The sequence below is a fragment of the Nitrospira japonica genome (assembly GCF_900169565.1).
GTDB lineage: Bacteria > Nitrospirota > Nitrospiria > Nitrospirales > Nitrospiraceae > Nitrospira_C > Nitrospira_C japonica_A.
The window spans coordinates 766593-782040 of sequence record NZ_LT828648.1; the positions used below are offsets into that span (position 1 = coordinate 766593).

General features: G+C 60.6%; 16 protein-coding genes. 2 read left to right on the forward strand and 14 right to left on the reverse strand.

Features of this window, described 5'->3' with window-relative positions:
• Positions 1-58: 58 nt before the first annotated feature.
• Genes NSJP_RS03745 through NSJP_RS03755 form a run of 3 tightly spaced genes read right to left on the reverse strand, consistent with a single transcriptional unit; the run spans position 59 to position 2741 of the window.
• Complete coding sequence (locus tag NSJP_RS03745; RefSeq protein ID WP_080885594.1) at positions 59-1060, reverse strand: zinc-dependent alcohol dehydrogenase family protein; 1002 nt, start codon at positions 1058-1060, stop codon at positions 59-61.
• A gap of 46 nt (positions 1061-1106) precedes the next feature.
• Complete coding sequence (locus NSJP_RS03750; protein ID WP_231989486.1) at positions 1107-1688, reverse strand: YceI family protein; 582 nt, start codon at positions 1686-1688, stop codon at positions 1107-1109.
• 60 nt (positions 1689-1748) lie between these two features.
• The gene (locus NSJP_RS03755; RefSeq protein ID WP_080885596.1) at positions 1749-2741 is read right to left on the reverse strand and encodes an energy transducer TonB family protein; all 993 of its coding nucleotides are present in this window, start codon (positions 2739-2741) and stop codon (positions 1749-1751) included.
• Positions 2742-2829: 88 nt separating this feature from the next.
• Between NSJP_RS03755 and tdh the strand changes: the two genes are divergently transcribed.
• Both tdh and NSJP_RS03765 read left to right on the forward strand, forming a co-directional pair.
• Positions 2830-3864 (forward strand): L-threonine 3-dehydrogenase, encoded by a 1035-nt coding sequence (gene tdh / locus NSJP_RS03760; protein ID WP_080885597.1) that lies wholly within the window; start codon positions 2830-2832, stop codon positions 3862-3864.
• Between the two features lie 59 nt (positions 3865-3923).
• A complete protein-coding gene (locus tag NSJP_RS03765) occupies positions 3924-5114 on the forward strand; it encodes a glycine C-acetyltransferase (RefSeq protein WP_080885598.1) in 1191 nt (396 codons plus the stop codon).
• A 28-nt stretch (positions 5115-5142) separates the two neighbouring features.
• Here the strand turns inward: NSJP_RS03765 and NSJP_RS03770 are convergent, their stop codons facing one another.
• The 11 genes from NSJP_RS03770 to NSJP_RS03820 all read right to left on the reverse strand — a co-directional run bounded on the left by NSJP_RS03770 (position 5143) and on the right by NSJP_RS03820 (position 15376).
• Complete coding sequence (locus NSJP_RS03770) at positions 5143-6087, reverse strand: MlaA family lipoprotein (protein ID WP_155969856.1); 945 nt, start codon at positions 6085-6087, stop codon at positions 5143-5145.
• 142 nt (positions 6088-6229) lie between these two features.
• Positions 6230-6994 carry an alpha/beta hydrolase gene (locus NSJP_RS03775; RefSeq protein ID WP_080885600.1) on the reverse strand — a complete coding sequence of 255 codons (765 nt, stop codon included), beginning with the start codon at positions 6992-6994 and terminating at the stop codon, positions 6230-6232.
• Between the two features lie 38 nt (positions 6995-7032).
• A complete protein-coding gene (locus tag NSJP_RS03780; protein ID WP_080885601.1) occupies positions 7033-7674 on the reverse strand; it encodes an outer membrane protein in 642 nt (213 codons plus the stop codon).
• Positions 7675-7791: 117 nt separating this feature from the next.
• Positions 7792-8121, reverse strand: a complete 330-nt coding sequence (locus NSJP_RS03785; protein WP_080885602.1) for a TRL-like family protein — start codon at positions 8119-8121, stop codon at positions 7792-7794.
• A 160-nt stretch (positions 8122-8281) separates the two neighbouring features.
• Positions 8282-10303, reverse strand: a complete 2022-nt coding sequence (locus tag NSJP_RS03790) for an Lnb N-terminal periplasmic domain-containing protein (RefSeq protein WP_080885603.1) — start codon at positions 10301-10303, stop codon at positions 8282-8284.
• On the reverse strand, positions 10254-10781 hold the full coding sequence (locus NSJP_RS03795) for a DUF3015 family protein (RefSeq protein ID WP_080885604.1): 528 nt from the start codon (positions 10779-10781) through the stop codon (positions 10254-10256). The genes NSJP_RS03790 and NSJP_RS03795 overlap by 50 nt, the downstream gene beginning before the upstream one ends.
• Positions 10782-10872: 91 nt before the next feature.
• The gene (locus NSJP_RS03800) at positions 10873-11394 is read right to left on the reverse strand and encodes a DUF3015 family protein (RefSeq protein WP_172834137.1); all 522 of its coding nucleotides are present in this window, start codon (positions 11392-11394) and stop codon (positions 10873-10875) included.
• Positions 11395-11417: 23 nt separating this feature from the next.
• Positions 11418-11999: a metallophosphoesterase family protein gene (locus NSJP_RS03805; protein ID WP_080885606.1), complete on the reverse strand. Its 582-nt coding sequence runs from the start codon at positions 11997-11999 to the stop codon at positions 11418-11420.
• Between the two features lie 8 nt (positions 12000-12007).
• Positions 12008-13135, reverse strand: a complete 1128-nt coding sequence (locus tag NSJP_RS03810; protein WP_080885607.1) for a M48 family metallopeptidase — start codon at positions 13133-13135, stop codon at positions 12008-12010.
• A 41-nt stretch (positions 13136-13176) separates the two neighbouring features.
• Positions 13177-13860 (reverse strand): TIGR00266 family protein, encoded by a 684-nt coding sequence (locus NSJP_RS03815; RefSeq protein ID WP_080885608.1) that lies wholly within the window; start codon positions 13858-13860, stop codon positions 13177-13179.
• Positions 13861-13897: 37 nt separating this feature from the next.
• On the reverse strand, positions 13898-15376 hold the full coding sequence (locus NSJP_RS03820) for an amidohydrolase family protein (RefSeq protein WP_080885609.1): 1479 nt from the start codon (positions 15374-15376) through the stop codon (positions 13898-13900).
• Positions 15377-15448: the final 72 nt, after the last annotated feature.

The window sequence follows — 15448 nt, forward strand, 5'->3', positions numbered from 1 at the left end:
CCTCATCCTAGCATAGCGGAGAGGCGCGCAGCCCGCGCAATCATCGCGATCGTCCGGTTCACCCAACCGTCAAGACCCCCGCCCCGGCGATGGTCCCCGCCTTGAGCGCCTGCAGCGCCTGATTAGCCTCTTCCAACGGAAACTCACGGCTGCGAGGCCGGATCGGAATCCTGGCCGCCTCCTGCAGCAGTTCCGCGGCATCCTGCCTGGTATTGGCCGTGACGCTTCGGATGACCCGTTCGCCGAAAAGGTCCCGGTCATAGTCCAACGGCGGAAACGCCGACATATGAATGCCCGCCAGCGCCAACGTCCCGCCGCGCTGGAGCGCCCGCAACGCCGGCGGCACCAATTCGCCGGCCGGAGCGAATATGATCGCACCGTGCAACGATACGGGAGGCGGCTCCGCCGCGCCGCCCACCCAACGGGCCCCCAGTTCGCGGGCCAGCCGCTGATGCTCCGGCTTCAATGAACAGACATACACCTCACAGCCCCAATGGCGGGCGATCTGAATGGTGATGTGAGCCGATGCACCGAATCCATACAAACCCAGACGCTGCCCCGGCTGAACCGCGCTTAATCGCAAGGCACGGTAGCCGATGATTCCGGCGCACAAGAGCGGAGCCGCTTCCACATCGCTGAACGTTTCCGGAATCGGATAGGCGAACGAGGCAGGCACCGCGGCATACCCGGCATATCCGCCCGGCACCTGATACCCGGTGAACCGCGCGCCGAGGCAGAGATTTTCACGTCCGCTCCGGCAAAATTCGCAGGAGCCGCATGTCCCCTGAAGCCAGGCGATGCCGACTCGTTCGCCGATCCTCCGGCTACTGACAGCGGAGCCCGCCTGTTCGATGATGCCGACCGCCTGATGCCCAGGAATCAGCGGCAGAACCGGATTCCTCAGTTCTCCCTCGATGACGTGCAGATCGGTGCGACAGATGCCGCAGCACCGGATCCGAACCAGCACATCCTGTGAGCCGATCGTCGGGAGAGGGACATCAGCACAGACGAGCGGACTGCTCTCAACGGCTGCCGTCCGATTCAGAATCATGGCCTTCATCGCCGGCGTCGTGGAGGTGTTTGAGGAGATCAGGCCGACGGTCGCCTCACGACTTCTCTTTGATACACTCGATATCGAGCTTGATGAAGACCTCGTCCCCGACGACCAATCCGCCGCTGTCGAGGGTCTTATTCCATACCATGCCGTAATCCTTACGATTGACCTTTCCCTCTCCGGTAAATCCGGCGCGCTGGTTGCCCCAGGGATCCTTGGTCGCCCCGTTGAAGTTTCCGGTCAGGGTGATCTCCTTGGTCACTCCCCGTACGGTCAGATCTCCGACCGCCGTGTAGCCATCACCCGCCTTCTTGGCGCTTTTCATCCGGTAGGTGATGGCGGGATGCTTCTCGACGTCGAAGAAATCGGGATTCCGCAAATGCGCGTCGCGTTTTTCATGATTGGTATTCACGGAGGCCGCCTTGATCGTCGCTTCGATCGTCTTGACCGTCCCGGCGTCCGCATCCATCTCGATGAATCCGGTATAGTCCATGAATCGCCCCGTGGTCTTTGAAATCACCATGTGCGAAACGCGAAATTCGATCGTCGAATGTTCGGGGTCCACGTTCCACCGTGCCGTTTCGGCATGGCCGGACAAGGGAATACCGAGAAACAGCACAGTGATAAGTGCCATGGAGCGGCGCGTCAGTCTTCCACACACCATCGATTGATCCTTTCTGCTTTTAAACGACTCCTACTTTTTCACCCCGCCGCCCGGAGCGTCGGGCCGGCCGGCGGATTGATTCGTCACCGATTGGACGTCGCGAGGCTTCGGCTTGGCTCCAGTCCGCATTCGAACGTGGACATCCACCGCTTCATCGCCCAATTCGTTGGGAAAAGGGGGAAACGGCTGCGCGTTGATGATGGTGTAAATTCCCGCCTCGTCGATCTCACGAGCTCCGGACCCTTTCTCGATCTCGATCAACTGGGCGCGGCCGTTCGGGAACAACTGGAAATGCACTCTGACCGTTTCACCACCGGGCCCGCGCCGCATCTCGCGCACCTGCCGTGCCCAACTACGGCTCACCAGATGGCTCACATGCTGCCAGTAGGCCCGTCCCTGGCCGGGATCCGCAAACGGCATCAGATCTTCTTCGGCCAATGCCTCGCCGGTAACGGGGATCACATCCGGCTGTACTTCGTCCGCGATCAACTCGACGGCCGCCGGCTCCTCCGGTTTGGTCGGCGTCGGATCGACCGAGTCGGCCGATGGTTCTTGCTGGTTCAGCGTGACGTAGACGACCCGGCGCATGAATCGCTCGAACTTGTCCTGCCGAAAGCGTGCGAAGCTGACTTGAATCCGCGCGGACTTGGGACGAACCGACGTCCGGCTCATCGGCATGGGCTCCAGCGTGACGGTCGTCTTGAGCGTCATCGAATCTCCCTCGGGGTCGAGCGTCGCGGTTTGGGACTCGAACAGAACCGACTCGCAGATGGCCACGACGGGGACAGAGCTCTGGACGACCCCTCCAAGGGTGATGTCGAGGGTCAGTGGCTTGCCGGGTTGAAGATCGCCTCCCGAACCGGTCTGGCTGAGTTCAAAGCGGGTCCAGCGTTTGGCCGGGCCGGCTGACGGAGACGTTCCTGAGGAAGAGCCTGGATCGGCGGAGATCGCGATCCCGGGTAGGCCGCTCATGCACACTGCGGCTAGAAGGATCAGGCCCATGTGAAGCAATGTGGCCATCATCGCATCCTACCCAGGGTCCGGAGCCGGCGCAACCCGTTTTTTCCGGATCGGTTAGGCATCCAGGCTCAATTGAGAGTAAGATGTTCGCATGCGGGCCCTCCTCAAGCGCGAAGCGAAGCCGGGTCTCGAGTTCACGACTTGTCCGGATCCCACTCCCGGCCCAACCGATGCCGTCGTCCGTGTGCGAGCGACCTCCCTCTGCGGAACCGACGCGCATATTTACAATTGGGATCCTTGGGCGCACAGCCGAATCCATCCCCCCCGTATCATCGGCCATGAAATGTGCGGCGAGGTAGTGGAGACCGGAGCGGACGTCACGTTGGTGGCCGTCGGAGACTACGTCGCCGCCGAATCGCACCTGACCTGTGGCCAATGCTTTCAGTGCAGGACGGGACAGGCGCACGTCTGCCGGAACTATCGGATTCTCGGGGTAGACCGGGACGGGTCGTTTGCGGAGTATGTGGTGCTCCCCGAGAACGTTCTGTGGAAAACCGCACCGACCGTGCCGCCGGAACTCGCGTCGGTGCAGGAACCACTCGGCAATGCCGTCGACGCCGCCCTCGTGGAAGATCTCACCGGTCACACGGTGCTGATCACCGGATGCGGGCCGACAGGACTCTTCGCGGCCGCCGTCGCGCGCACGGCCGGGGCTGCCACGATCATCGCGTCGGATGTCAGCGAGTATCGACTGGCCCTGGCGAAACAGGTCGGTGTCGATCACGTACTCAACGCCCGAGCGGAGGTTTCGGACACGCTGGCCTCGAACATCCGGGACATCACCGCCGGCGAAGGGGTCGATGCTTCTCTCGAAATGTCTGGGGATCCGAACGCCCTTCACCTGGCGTTCGGAGCGGTGAAGAACGGGGGGCGCGTCACGCTGTTCGGAATTCCCACCGGACTGGTCACCTGCGACTTGGCAAACGAGATCATCTTCAAGGGAATCCGCGTCCACGGCATTACGGGCCGTCGCCTGTTCAGCACGTGGTATCGGCTCGCCGGACTGTTCAAGGCCGGTCTCAATATCAAGCCGGTCATCACCCATACGTTTCCCCTGAGCGGATTCGCGCAGGGGTTCGACTTGATGCGTTCCGGCCAGTGCGGCAAGGTGGTATTGCTGCTGTAGCCACCGCGCCGGTCGTCGTCGGCCAACCGGATCCCGGTCGATCGGTTCCGTGGTACGCCATGGCCTATTCCTCTTTTAAAGACGCCCTCGACCGTGCGCTTGCGGAGATCCGCTCGCGCGGTACCCACAAGTCCGAACGACTGCTCCTCAGCCCTCAAGGATCCGAGATTCTCGTCGCTCAAGGCCTGGTTCTCAACCTGTGCGCCAACAACTATCTCGGTCTCGCCAATCATCCGCAGATCATCGAGGCGGCGATGGACGGACTTCGAACGCACGGATACGGATTGGCGTCCGTCCGATTCATCTGCGGAACCCAGGACCTCCATAAGCGGCTCGAGCGGGCCGTCAGCGCGTTTCTCGGTACCGACGACACCATCCTCTACGGATCCTGCTTCGACGCGAACGGAGGACTGTTCGAAGTACTCTTGGATGAGCGCGACGCCGTCATCAGCGATGCGCTCAACCATGCGAGTCTCATCGACGGCATCAGGCTCTGCAAGGCCAAACGGCTCCGCTATGCCCATTCCGACATGGAGGAACTCGAATCTCGGCTCGCGGAGGCTCAAGGCTGCCGCACGCGGCTGGTCGCCACCGACGGGGTGTTTTCAATGGACGGAGATCTCGCCAAACTCGATCGCATCGTCGATCTGGCCGAGCGGTATGACGCGGCGGTGATTGTCGACGACAGCCACGCGACCGGCGTCGTGGGTCGCCAGGGAAAGGGGACACCCGATCATTTCGGAGTGGCCGATCGAATCGAGATCGTGACCGGCACCCTGGGGAAGGCCCTCGGAGGTGCGGCGGGGGGCTTCACATCGGGCAAAGCCGAAATCGTGGAGCTGCTTCGTCAGCGATCGCGGCCGTACCTGTTTTCCAATACGCTGCCGCCTGCCGTGGCGTCCGGCGCCTTGCGCGCGCTCGAACTCGTCGCGGCCGGCGACGACCTGCGGGCGGCATTGCGCCGCAACGCCGCCTTTTTTCGCGCCAAGCTCAGCACGCTCGGCTTCCGGCTCGTCCCGGGCGACCATCCGATCATTCCAGTCATGGTCGGCGACGCCGCACTGGCGGCGGCGCTGGCCGAGGGATTGTTGGCGGAAGGGGTGTACGTGGTCGGTTTCAGCTATCCGGTCGTGCCGGAAGGCCAGGCTCGCATTCGCGTGCAGATGTCGGCCGCCCACACGCTTGAACAGCTGGAGACAGCGGTCCACGCCTTTGCCAACGTCGGACGGCAATTGCGGGTGATTTCATAGGGGGCCGACCCGCAGCATACAGACGGTTTTATTCCTTGATCTGTCTTGCCCGCTGCTGCAGATAGGCATTGCGGACGGCGGTATAGAGATCGAACGTCGCCTCCTCTACCCCCTGAAACTTCTGTAGATTACGGGAACGGTCGTTGACGATCTCGCCCACGCGCGCACCAAGCTGCACGATCGTACTGGTATTGCGGTTGGGATGGGAGATAACGGAAGGCACGCCTTTGACCTCGATGATCGGCGCGAACAGCCAGTTGATGGGATTGAGGAAGATGTCCCCGACATATCCGATGAGGTCTCTCAAGGTATACGGAGCCAGGAACGGCACGACGATGTACGGTCCCGGTTTGACCCCATAGAACCCAAGAGTCTGTCCCAAGTCCTCCTCCGGCGTCACCAAATTGACGTCCTGGGCCAGATCGAAGAATCCTCCGATACCGACCGTGCTGTTCAAGATGAAGCGACCGACTTCGATACTCGCTCCCTTCACCTTTCCTTGAAAGACATTGTTGAGAAACCGGGGGACGAAGCGAAAATTGTAGAAGATGTTGCCGACACCGATCTGAACGAGATCCGGCACGATGAAATCGTATCCCTGGGCGACCGGCTTCAGCACATACCGGTCCATCTGCCGGTTGAATTCAAAAATTTTGGTATTGACTGGTTCCCAGGGATCGTAGTCCTCCCCCGTGACTTCGTCAGACTTCGCGAACGGATCGAAGATCTCTTCGGCCGGTTCCCGGGAAGAGACCGGCGGTGACGTCTCCGCTGCAGCGCGGATGTCTCGCGAGCCATCCGCGGCGGGACCGTTCGCACTACCCAGCGTGTGATCCGGCGGCATCGCGCCCACGGCGTTCAATAGGCCGCCGTCACCGGTCAACCGGGGAGTTCCGGCGACTTCCAGTTCCGCACAACCTGACGTCACGATCAGCACGAGCCCGAGGACACAGGACACACGTCGAATGAGCACGAAATTCACCGGCCTCCTGATGACTTGTTCAAGTGATTGGACCGGCCCGTGAACGGGATCGGACCATTGGCGGCTCGCACTCTATCAAAACTCTCGCTGGTCGCCAATCACTTCTTCTGTCCTTGCCGACGGTGAAGCGGCGTTAGGAACGGACCGCGCTCAGTGCGAATTCGGCAAATCGGCTGAAATACGCACTGCCGCCGACCACGTAGGTATTATTATGTCCCGCGCCGGGGATGACATAGAACGATTTGGGCGGCAACGAACCGTCGAAGACTTGCCGCCCCAAGGCCAGGGGAATGATGTCGTCCCGATCCCCGTGAATGATCAGTTTCGGCAGAGACAGGCTCGGCAGCCGGTCGATCAGGCGGAATTCCGCTCCCAAAAGCCAGTGAAGCGGCAACCCCCCGTAGTGAACCTTGGCGACGGCCTCGATGGAAGGAAACGACGATTCCAGCACCAGGCCGGCCGCCGGATTCTGAGCCGCCAGATCGCCCGCAACCGCGGCACCGAGCGACCGGCCGAACAGAATCAGCCGCTCGGGACGTATCATCCTTGTTCTGGTCAGATAATCGTAGGCTCCGATGGCGTCGAGATACAGGCCCTCCTCCGAAGGGCGGCCTTGGCTGCGGCCGTATCCCCGATAGTCGAATACAAAGACCGAGAAGGCCGACCTGAACAGCCTTGCAAGGTTGTCCAGTCGGTTGATCACGTTCCCGGCGTTCCCGTGACACCAGAGGATTACCGGGCGATCGGCGAACCCCTCCACGTACCAGCCGAACAATTTGGTCCCATCAGCCGAAGAAAACCAGACGTCTTCCAACGGGATCCCGCTCCGTTGCTGCCAGTCCCGGTCGTCCCAGGGATCGGGGTGAAAGACAAAGAAGCGATCGAGAATGCCGCTCATCGAATTCCTCTACCGTAGGACCCGTCAGACCGTCAGACCTAAAACCGCAGGCCGATGCCGGCCCCCAAATACTGGGATCGATACTCCAAAGACAGCGACTGCCAGTGGTAGTTGGCCGACAAGTATTTGTATTCGCCGAAGAGGAAGATCCGCTTCGTCACGTTGGTCTGCAGTCCCCCGAAGAACTGATACCCGAATGTCGCCGAACTTTCAAAATCCTGATCCGAACGGCCCGGTATATTGGCCCCGCTCAGGACGCCCTGCGACAACCCTCCTCCGATGCCGATATAGGGAATGACGGGCAGGCCGGGATACCGGAGGATGAGATTCGCCATCGAGTTGAACACCCAGAGGTTGGTGCGCCCCACCGACCCCGCGCCAGGGCCGGTCGTGAGCGGAACGGAGAGATTGCTGCTGTTGCCCATGGACTCGAGTTCGATGCCGAAGAATCCCCTTCCCATGACGGGGAATACCGCCACCTTCAGCCCGGCCCCCGCTCCGCTTCCCACACTGGTGCCGGGAGCAGGACCGGTAAGCACAAAGGCGTCGCGGTCGTACGGCCAGCTTCCCAGCGCATACAGACTGATGTACACGTCCGTATGTGTTTCGGTTTCCGCTCGCACGGTAAATGGAAGGCTCAAGAGAGCCAAGAGGCCGAACGCCCAGATGGACCGTGCCATAACAGACGTCGGAGGAAAAGGAGGCCGTGGAACCGGCCGCCTCGGCAGCTCGGGAAAAGGAAGGGGCCCTTAGGAGAATTCTCCCAAAGGCCCCGACATCCGAATCAACGGGTCAAATCAGCTGCCCTTCACGATCGTGCAGTAATCGGCCACGATTCCGAGGATGTTCTTCGCGGTGTGGTCGACGTGGGAGACCGTGGTGATTCCTCCGGCTGCCTTGGCGGCCGTCAAGCTGGCGTCACCGGTGGCAACCCACCCCAGGATGGTCTGGGCGCAAGCCTTTCCTTCCTTCGTGGCTGCGGTGGCCGTCGTCGCCATGAAGCCGTACTTGACTTCGGTGAAGATGATACCGGTCACCGGCGACGCAACCGGCATACAACCGGCCAGGCTCAAACCGAATGCCGTGACGAACGCGGCGGACAAGAGCACATATGCCTTCTTCTTCATAGGTCCTCCTTTGAAAGGAAAGTTGAGTAATGAGTGACGCCCCGAGGAAACCTCGTCGTGGAAATCACCGAGCGCGAGTATATTCGGAGTTGTCTCCAGTGTCAATTTTTTCAAACCCCTGGAGGGTCTTCGCCTTCGGCCGCTCCCCGGTCGAACCTCTTCAGAAAAATCCCTGAACCGAGAAGACCACGTCGTTGTCCTGATCGCGATGACGATATTCCAAACGCAAGGCGACATTCTGCGAGAGCGTGACCCGCTGCCCCACGAACCACCGCACGTCGTCGGATTTGTCGCCGAGGGGATATTTGTAATAACTACCCGACGCCATGATCTTCCATCGCTCGGTCAGATCGGCCAGCAATCCCGCCGTTCCGCCTCCTCCCGCTCGATACCGATCGTCATAGGCCACGCTGTAGTTGGCCTCGACTTCCGCGAATGCAAAAAACACTTCCCGGCGAAGCCACTTGGATTCCAGCGCTCCTCCGATCCCTCCGTTCACCACGCCGTTGCTGCAAAGTTGGCATCCGTTGTACTTGATCGTGTTCATCCCGAGATCGAACTTCCACGACGGTGAATGAAAGACCGAGTCGATCGGTGACAATGACACGATGTTCGCCAGCGTGAAGCGCTCGATCCTCGCCTGGTCGGCCCGGTTGTAATAGCGGGCGGTGACGGACGCCAGTTCGATCTGTGCGTCCGGCGTATAGCCCGGCTCCGGATCGAGCAAGTCATGATAGCCCGCACGCACTGACAGTTCTTCGAACGTGTCGTTGTTGCGCCATCCGCCTCCGATGGAGGCCCGCGAGGTCTTGTGCCCCAGTTCGGGCTGAGTGGCGAAGGGTACGACGGGAAACTCCGGAGATGGAATACGCAAGCGGCTCCTCGCCGCCAAGATCTCCCGGTTACGCTCCTTCAGTTCAGGAATCGCCTTGTCGGTCGTATCCATACGATAGCGAAGATAATCGGACGCAAGGTCGAGGAGGAACGCCTGTTGCGCGGCCGGCAATCCGGCATATGCCGGATCGGCCATGGCGTCCGGATCGCCGGCGAGACGCTGCGCCAGGGCGCGCTGGCCCGAGGGAAGCGACTCGCGCTTTCGCCTGACCACGTTGCTCCGTGAAGGCCGATACGTCACGTTGGTGACCCGGCCTGGATCGGCGGCGATCAGCCGCACCGTATCGGCCGGAACCGTCCAGACAAAGAAGGAATCGGTCAAATGCAACGACGGGTCGGCGTACTCCAGGAGCCACAAGAGCTGATAGGAACAATTTTCTTTCAGAAAGAAGTAGTCGAAATAGGCGTTGCCCATTTCCCACGCGTGTTCGAGTAGCCGATGGACCTGCCGATCCGAGAAGTTCAGGCGATATTCCCATATGTCGCGATTCTCGATGTCCCGGTATTCCCGCACCTTCAGATAATAGGGCGGCGTCATGAAATAACCCTTGAACCCCCCGAACAGCCCTTTGATGGGGTACATCCATCCGGCATCCCGCGGCACTTCGGCCGCGTAGTTGATCGTATAGGCCAGGATTCTGGTTTGGTCCGTCTGCCCTCTCTGGTCCACGCGGAGAAACGTGTGGCCGAAGGACGAGGCGGGATTGTTGACGAACGCGGACGCGAAAATCAGGGTGATGGATTGCGGGTTGAGTTCCGCGAGCCATGCATCGAAACGCGTGCAGGTTTCAGGGGACAACCGCGCGGCGTCGAACGCCAGTTTGTCCTGTAGCCAGCGGTATCGGGCGATGAACGCGCACTGAGCCGGCTGCTTCGAACGTCCTACGGCCTCCGACGAGAAGAACTGGCGCAGGGTCGCTTCCAGCTCGGCTCGCGGCTCGGTCTTCCCGGCCTCGGACAGGAAGAATCCCGGATCGTCCTGCTCGCTGGCGAATCCACCGAAGAGTCCCGGCCGATAGTGCAGGAGGAGGTGCCATTCGCGTTCTTCGAACAGTTTTGCCGAGACGGCCCGTGCGATGAGTTCGTCGGCGTACGACGGATCCGACCGTTCCGCCGCACCGGCCGGCCATGACGACCACGCGAGAAAAAGAGAGAGGATGAGCGCGCAAGGTGCGGCTCCCCATGGCAGGCGGGACGCCCGTTTCGAAGCCGGCGCCCCGCAGTGCCGGACGGTGTCGTTACTTGGCCGCGACGGTGGTCGATGCCGGAGACGATGCCGCGGCCTCATTCAGAGCTTTTACCATGGCAACGGGAGAGGCTTCACCAGCATTCACGAGCGACAGATACCGCTCCTGGGTCACGGCGAAGAACTCGGGCTGCTTATCTTCGGATACACCCATCAGCGCGGCCATCGAGGCAAGATGCTCCCCGCCGCCTTGAGCCATCTCTTGTGTGAGGTTCTCGAAATTCAGGCCTGCAAACATGTTGGCCTTGTGTTCGGCCCAGAACTTCCCGCTGTTCTTGCATCCCATGGTCTGGCTCGTGATTCCAAAAGCCTGAAAGGGAACGATCGTATTGTTGGTCGTGGAAATGAGGATTTGGACACCCCATTTGTCGGTGTTGGGAGAGTCTCGCCAGAGATCCTTTCCGAGTCCGCACCCGGGACCGAGATCCGAGATCCCCTTGGCCTGTGCCGTATCGATCATGCCGGACAGTTCCGCCGTCACAAAGAAGGCGATCAAGAGCACCCATATCTTGCGGGACATACTCCCTCCTTCACATCAGAATTGTTGATCGATTCCCCTACCTCTCCGCGGCAAAGCGTACTCCACAAGCGCGGCGCGACGCCGCACTTTCTTATTCCCTCGTCGCGGATGCGGCCAGCATGCGTCGCTGCGACAGGTCGTGACGGACGGCCACCAACCGTTCCAGGAGAAGAGCCGGCTCCCCATGCGCCGCGAAAAAAGCCTCGCGTTGGACGAGAGAGAAAAAAATCGATTCTTCCTCCTGAGTGACTCCCAACAGGGCGGCCAGCGAGGCAAGGTGCTCGCCGCCTCCTCGAGCCATATCGTCCATGACATTCGCATAGTTGATGTCGATGAAGAGGCCGGCCTTCTGGCTGTCCCAAATGGTGCCGTCATTGCTGCAGCCCGACGTGCCGGACGTAATCGCGAAGGTGTAGCTACCGGTGACATTCGTGGATGCCATGAACAGCTGGGGCGCGATCTGCTTCTTGCCTTTCCAATCTTCCCACAATTGCCTTCCCAACCCGCATCCGGGTCCTGTGTCGGGATTGGTGGTAGCGGAATAGGCGATGGTCGCCGGCCAAAAGCTTGCACTGAGAAGAAATGCGATTGTGCCTTTGAACAGAGGGGTCACGCTTGCCTCCTTTTGCTTCGACTCTACCCGCGCGCTCGGATCGAACGGCCATGTGATTGGACGACGTGATTCGACCGGAGGCCCCCTGCCCCTCGTCCCTCGGCGGAGGGCGGGCGTTCCGCCCGACCGGCCAACGGGACGTGCACGACCTCTCGACCGTCGTTTCGGATCGTCAGCAGGCCGAGGGACCGCGGCAAACTGAATCGTCTCGGACCTGCCGACCCCGGATTGAACAACAGCAGGCGCCCGATCCATTCAATGCACGGCTTGTGCGTGTGGCCGAAGATGCAGATATCCGGCTCCACACGATCCAGAAAACGCCGCGCGTCCCGCCGTATCTTCCCGCCCTCATAGATGACGTGCCGCACGGCGATCCGGTATCCGGCAAGGTCGATCACTGTTTCCGCAGGAAATTTTCCGGCTTGTCCCCTGTCCACGTTTCCGGACACTGCGACGACCGGCGCGATCCGCTGCAGTTCATCGATCACGGCTATGTCCCCGATGTCGCCCGCATGGATGATGCGATCGACTCCCTGAAAATGCCTTCGAAGAGCCGGGTCGAAGAGGCCGTGCGTGTCGGCTATGATCCCCACGTGAACGTCCATGAGGCTCCTTACCGTGAGACGCTCAGTGAACCCTGCACCTGTTTCCAATCGAAAGTAAAGGGTTCGACGGTCTGCTTCGGCAGAGTCGCCATCTCCGCCTTCAGCCGCTCGACGCGCGCGGCACTCATCGGATGCGTCGACAGCATTTCGATCGGATCGCCCTGCTGTTCGGCCATGCGCTCAAAGAATCGCACGAGCCCGTTCGAATCGATCTTGGCCTTCCGGAGCAGTCGCAGGCCGGTCACGTCGGCTTCGGTCTCCTGCGCGCGGCCGAACTTGAGCGTGAGGAGTTCTCCGCTGATCTGTCTCGTCAAACCGATCAGGCCCTGCTGGTCGCCCAGCAGGATCGACAGCACCGCCGTCAATCCGATCTGCTTCACAACCCGCTCCAACCCGTGACGCTGGAGGACGTGATTGAATTCATGACTGAGGACACCGGCGACCTCCTCTCCGCTCTCCGCTTTCTGAAGGAGGCCCGTGAATACCACCACATAACCACCCGGGAGCGCGAACGCGTTGACGACATCGCTCCTGACGACGGTCACTTCGAAACGGTACGGGTCGTCGGATATCTGATCCGTCAAGCGGCGGGTCATTTCCCTGACTGCGTCGACGGCCGGTCCCTCCTTCACCACCGTCTGGCGTCCGAGAAAATCTTGATATGCGGCCTCGCCAAGTTTCTGCTCCCATTCCACCGGGATACGGGCGACCGCCAGATTCACGGCGAGATCCGAACCGAACCATACAGCCGTTCCAAGAGATACCGCCAGCACACTCGCGGCGAACCAGGAGATCCGCCGCCTATGTCGTTTCCGCCGAACCGCGGTAGCCGTCGCTTCCAGATTTTCGGTCACAGCAGTCGGCGCGGCGGCTCGAAGAGCGTGAATGACGGCAGGGTCGTTCAGATACAACACGCGCGCATCCGCCTCGGATCCGTACCGGATAATGAGTTGATCGTGATTGAGCCCGCCCGCCGAGAGGGACAGCCTGTCGAACGGCACCGTGTCCGCATCGTCCTGCGCATCGGTTGATCGGTCTTCGAACCGGACTGCAATGCCGATGGAAATCACCTCGACGCGGCACGGCAAACCCGTGGCGGGATAGTCGGATCCGAAGCAGAGGGCATTGGGATTCATGACGGGTGTCCGGGTCAGGAGGCGAAGACGAATCGATCCTCCTACTCGGAAACGGGGATAAACTGCCTGAGCCAATGGCCGAACCCCCCGGGATTTCGGCTTTGGATGTAAACGACGCCGGGTCCCTGGAATCGGCAGACAAACCCTTCTCCCGACGTGAAACTCGCGACCCACCCGGCGGCAGCCCGTTCGACATGGTAGGAAGTCGTCGCGGACCAAGCGACCAAATGGCTGTTATCGACGATGTATTCCTGATCGGGCTTCAGCTCGATTCGATGAATCGCGCCAAAGCTGTTCAACACCAAGGTCCCCTTGCCGCTGAGTTTGAGGATAAAGAACCCCTCACCGCCAAGCAGGCCGCGGCTGAGGCTTTGCATCTGGCTGTCGATCTTCACCGTTTCGGCGCCGGCGAGAAATCCGTCTTTCTGCACGATATATTCATTGAGCCCGTCGAGCTCGATCACCACGATGTCCCCGGGCACCGTCGGCGCCAGCAGGACTTCGCCCGCGCCTCGGGTGGCTCGCAGCGTCTGAAAAAAGAATTTCTCTCCCGTCAGAAACTTGCGCGACAGGGCCCCCAGGAATCCTCCCTCCATCTTGCTTTCGACGTCGATCGTCGGAGAGGACGCCACCATCGCGCCTGATTCGGCCTTGATGGTTTCACCCGCCGACAATTCGACGCGGACCATCGGAAATGCCCCCGGATAGAGAATCTCGCTTTTCATGTCTTGCGCCTCTTTGTATTCCCGTAACCTTGTTCCGCTAACCCGCCACCCAGCCGTACAGTCTGTGACTGGGCAACGGGCCTTCCTCAAGATAACTCATTCTCATTCGTCCCAGATAATCGCGAGGGACGTCCAGCCGAGTGGCCGTCACGTCGACGTCGAACACCCGTGCCGCATTCAATCCGAAGATCTTGGCTTTCACGTCACGGGTCAACGGCTGATAGCGATACCGCTCGATGAATTCGTCGGGCATCTGAAATCGCCGGAACGCTTCGATCTGCCACTGGGGCGATCCGGACCAAATTGAATCCGTTCCCCACAGGACATGATCGACCCCGAACGCCTCGACGATTTGTCCGATGAGATGAGCGCATGTTCCGGGATGAGCCGTCACCAACTGCGCGAACGTCGAACCAAGTTCCATGTAAATATTGGTCAGTCCCGGCTCATGCTTCTTCATACTGCAAAATTCCGTCGTCCATGGAATCTCACCCGACCGGGCAAAGACGTCGTCGATCCCGGCCACGGTTTTGAAACCGGAGTGATAGACCAAAAACGTGATGTCGGGAAAATCTTTGGCCGCCTTGATGAGATCCTTCGGATGGTTGTAGTCCGGCACGGGACCCAGCGGGAGGCCTTTGTGGACGCAGACCCGTTTGACGTTCAGCTTTCTCGCCTGTTCGAGCATCGGATATGCGACCGCCTCGTCGTCCATCCACCATCCACGTTCGAATCCCTTCGGGCAGGCTCCGGTGTAGCATTTCCAGGCTTCGACTCCCAACGTTTCGGCCTGCATGGCCATGAAGTCGAGGTCGGCCGAGCCCAACTGCGGAGTCGCCAGTCCGTGGGCGAGCATTCGGCGCGAGCCGGCCAGCCGGTTGATTTCGTCGCGGATGTGCGCCATTTCCCTCGGAGGAACGACCGCGGCCTGGGGATAGGGACCGGGGGGCGTGCTGATCAAGCCGATCGACGTCTCACTGTCGAGAAACACTTCCTTCACGAAGTTTCGCCATGACAGATCGTCAATTGTTCCGCGGTCTCCGGTCAAGGCGGGATTGACGCCGGTCTCGCGAACTCGCCGTCTCAGTGCGATCAATGCCTGCTTTGATACCGCGCCCTTCCGTTGACTCTCTGCATCGCTCGGATCGTACTCCGAGCTGACATAGTGATTCTGCACGTCGAAGATAAAATATGGATCGCCCCGTTGCTCGGCAAAAGCCGACGGCTCGAACAGCTCCACAGGTCCGATTCCGAAAAATCGGCCGAACACTCCGTTCATCGCCAACAGCACGGCGGCGAGGCCGCCCGTACCTCGAAGAAACTCGCGCCTGGAGACGCCGAGACGCTGGGCTGCCCGGTCAGCCAGGCGCTGGGCCCGGTATTCGACATGGCGTTGGTGGAGAGTCTGAGGAACGGGAAGGAATTCTCCGTTGGATACGTTGCGTGTGGGAATCGGCGTCTCAGACAACGATCCCTTGATGACTGGGCCCGATGTTCCGGTGCGCTGCGGCGGCATCGTGTTCCTCGTAAGGCGAGTGGACTGTCAGATTTTGTGGAATACCGAGCAGGGTGTCAAGCCGACTTGCGC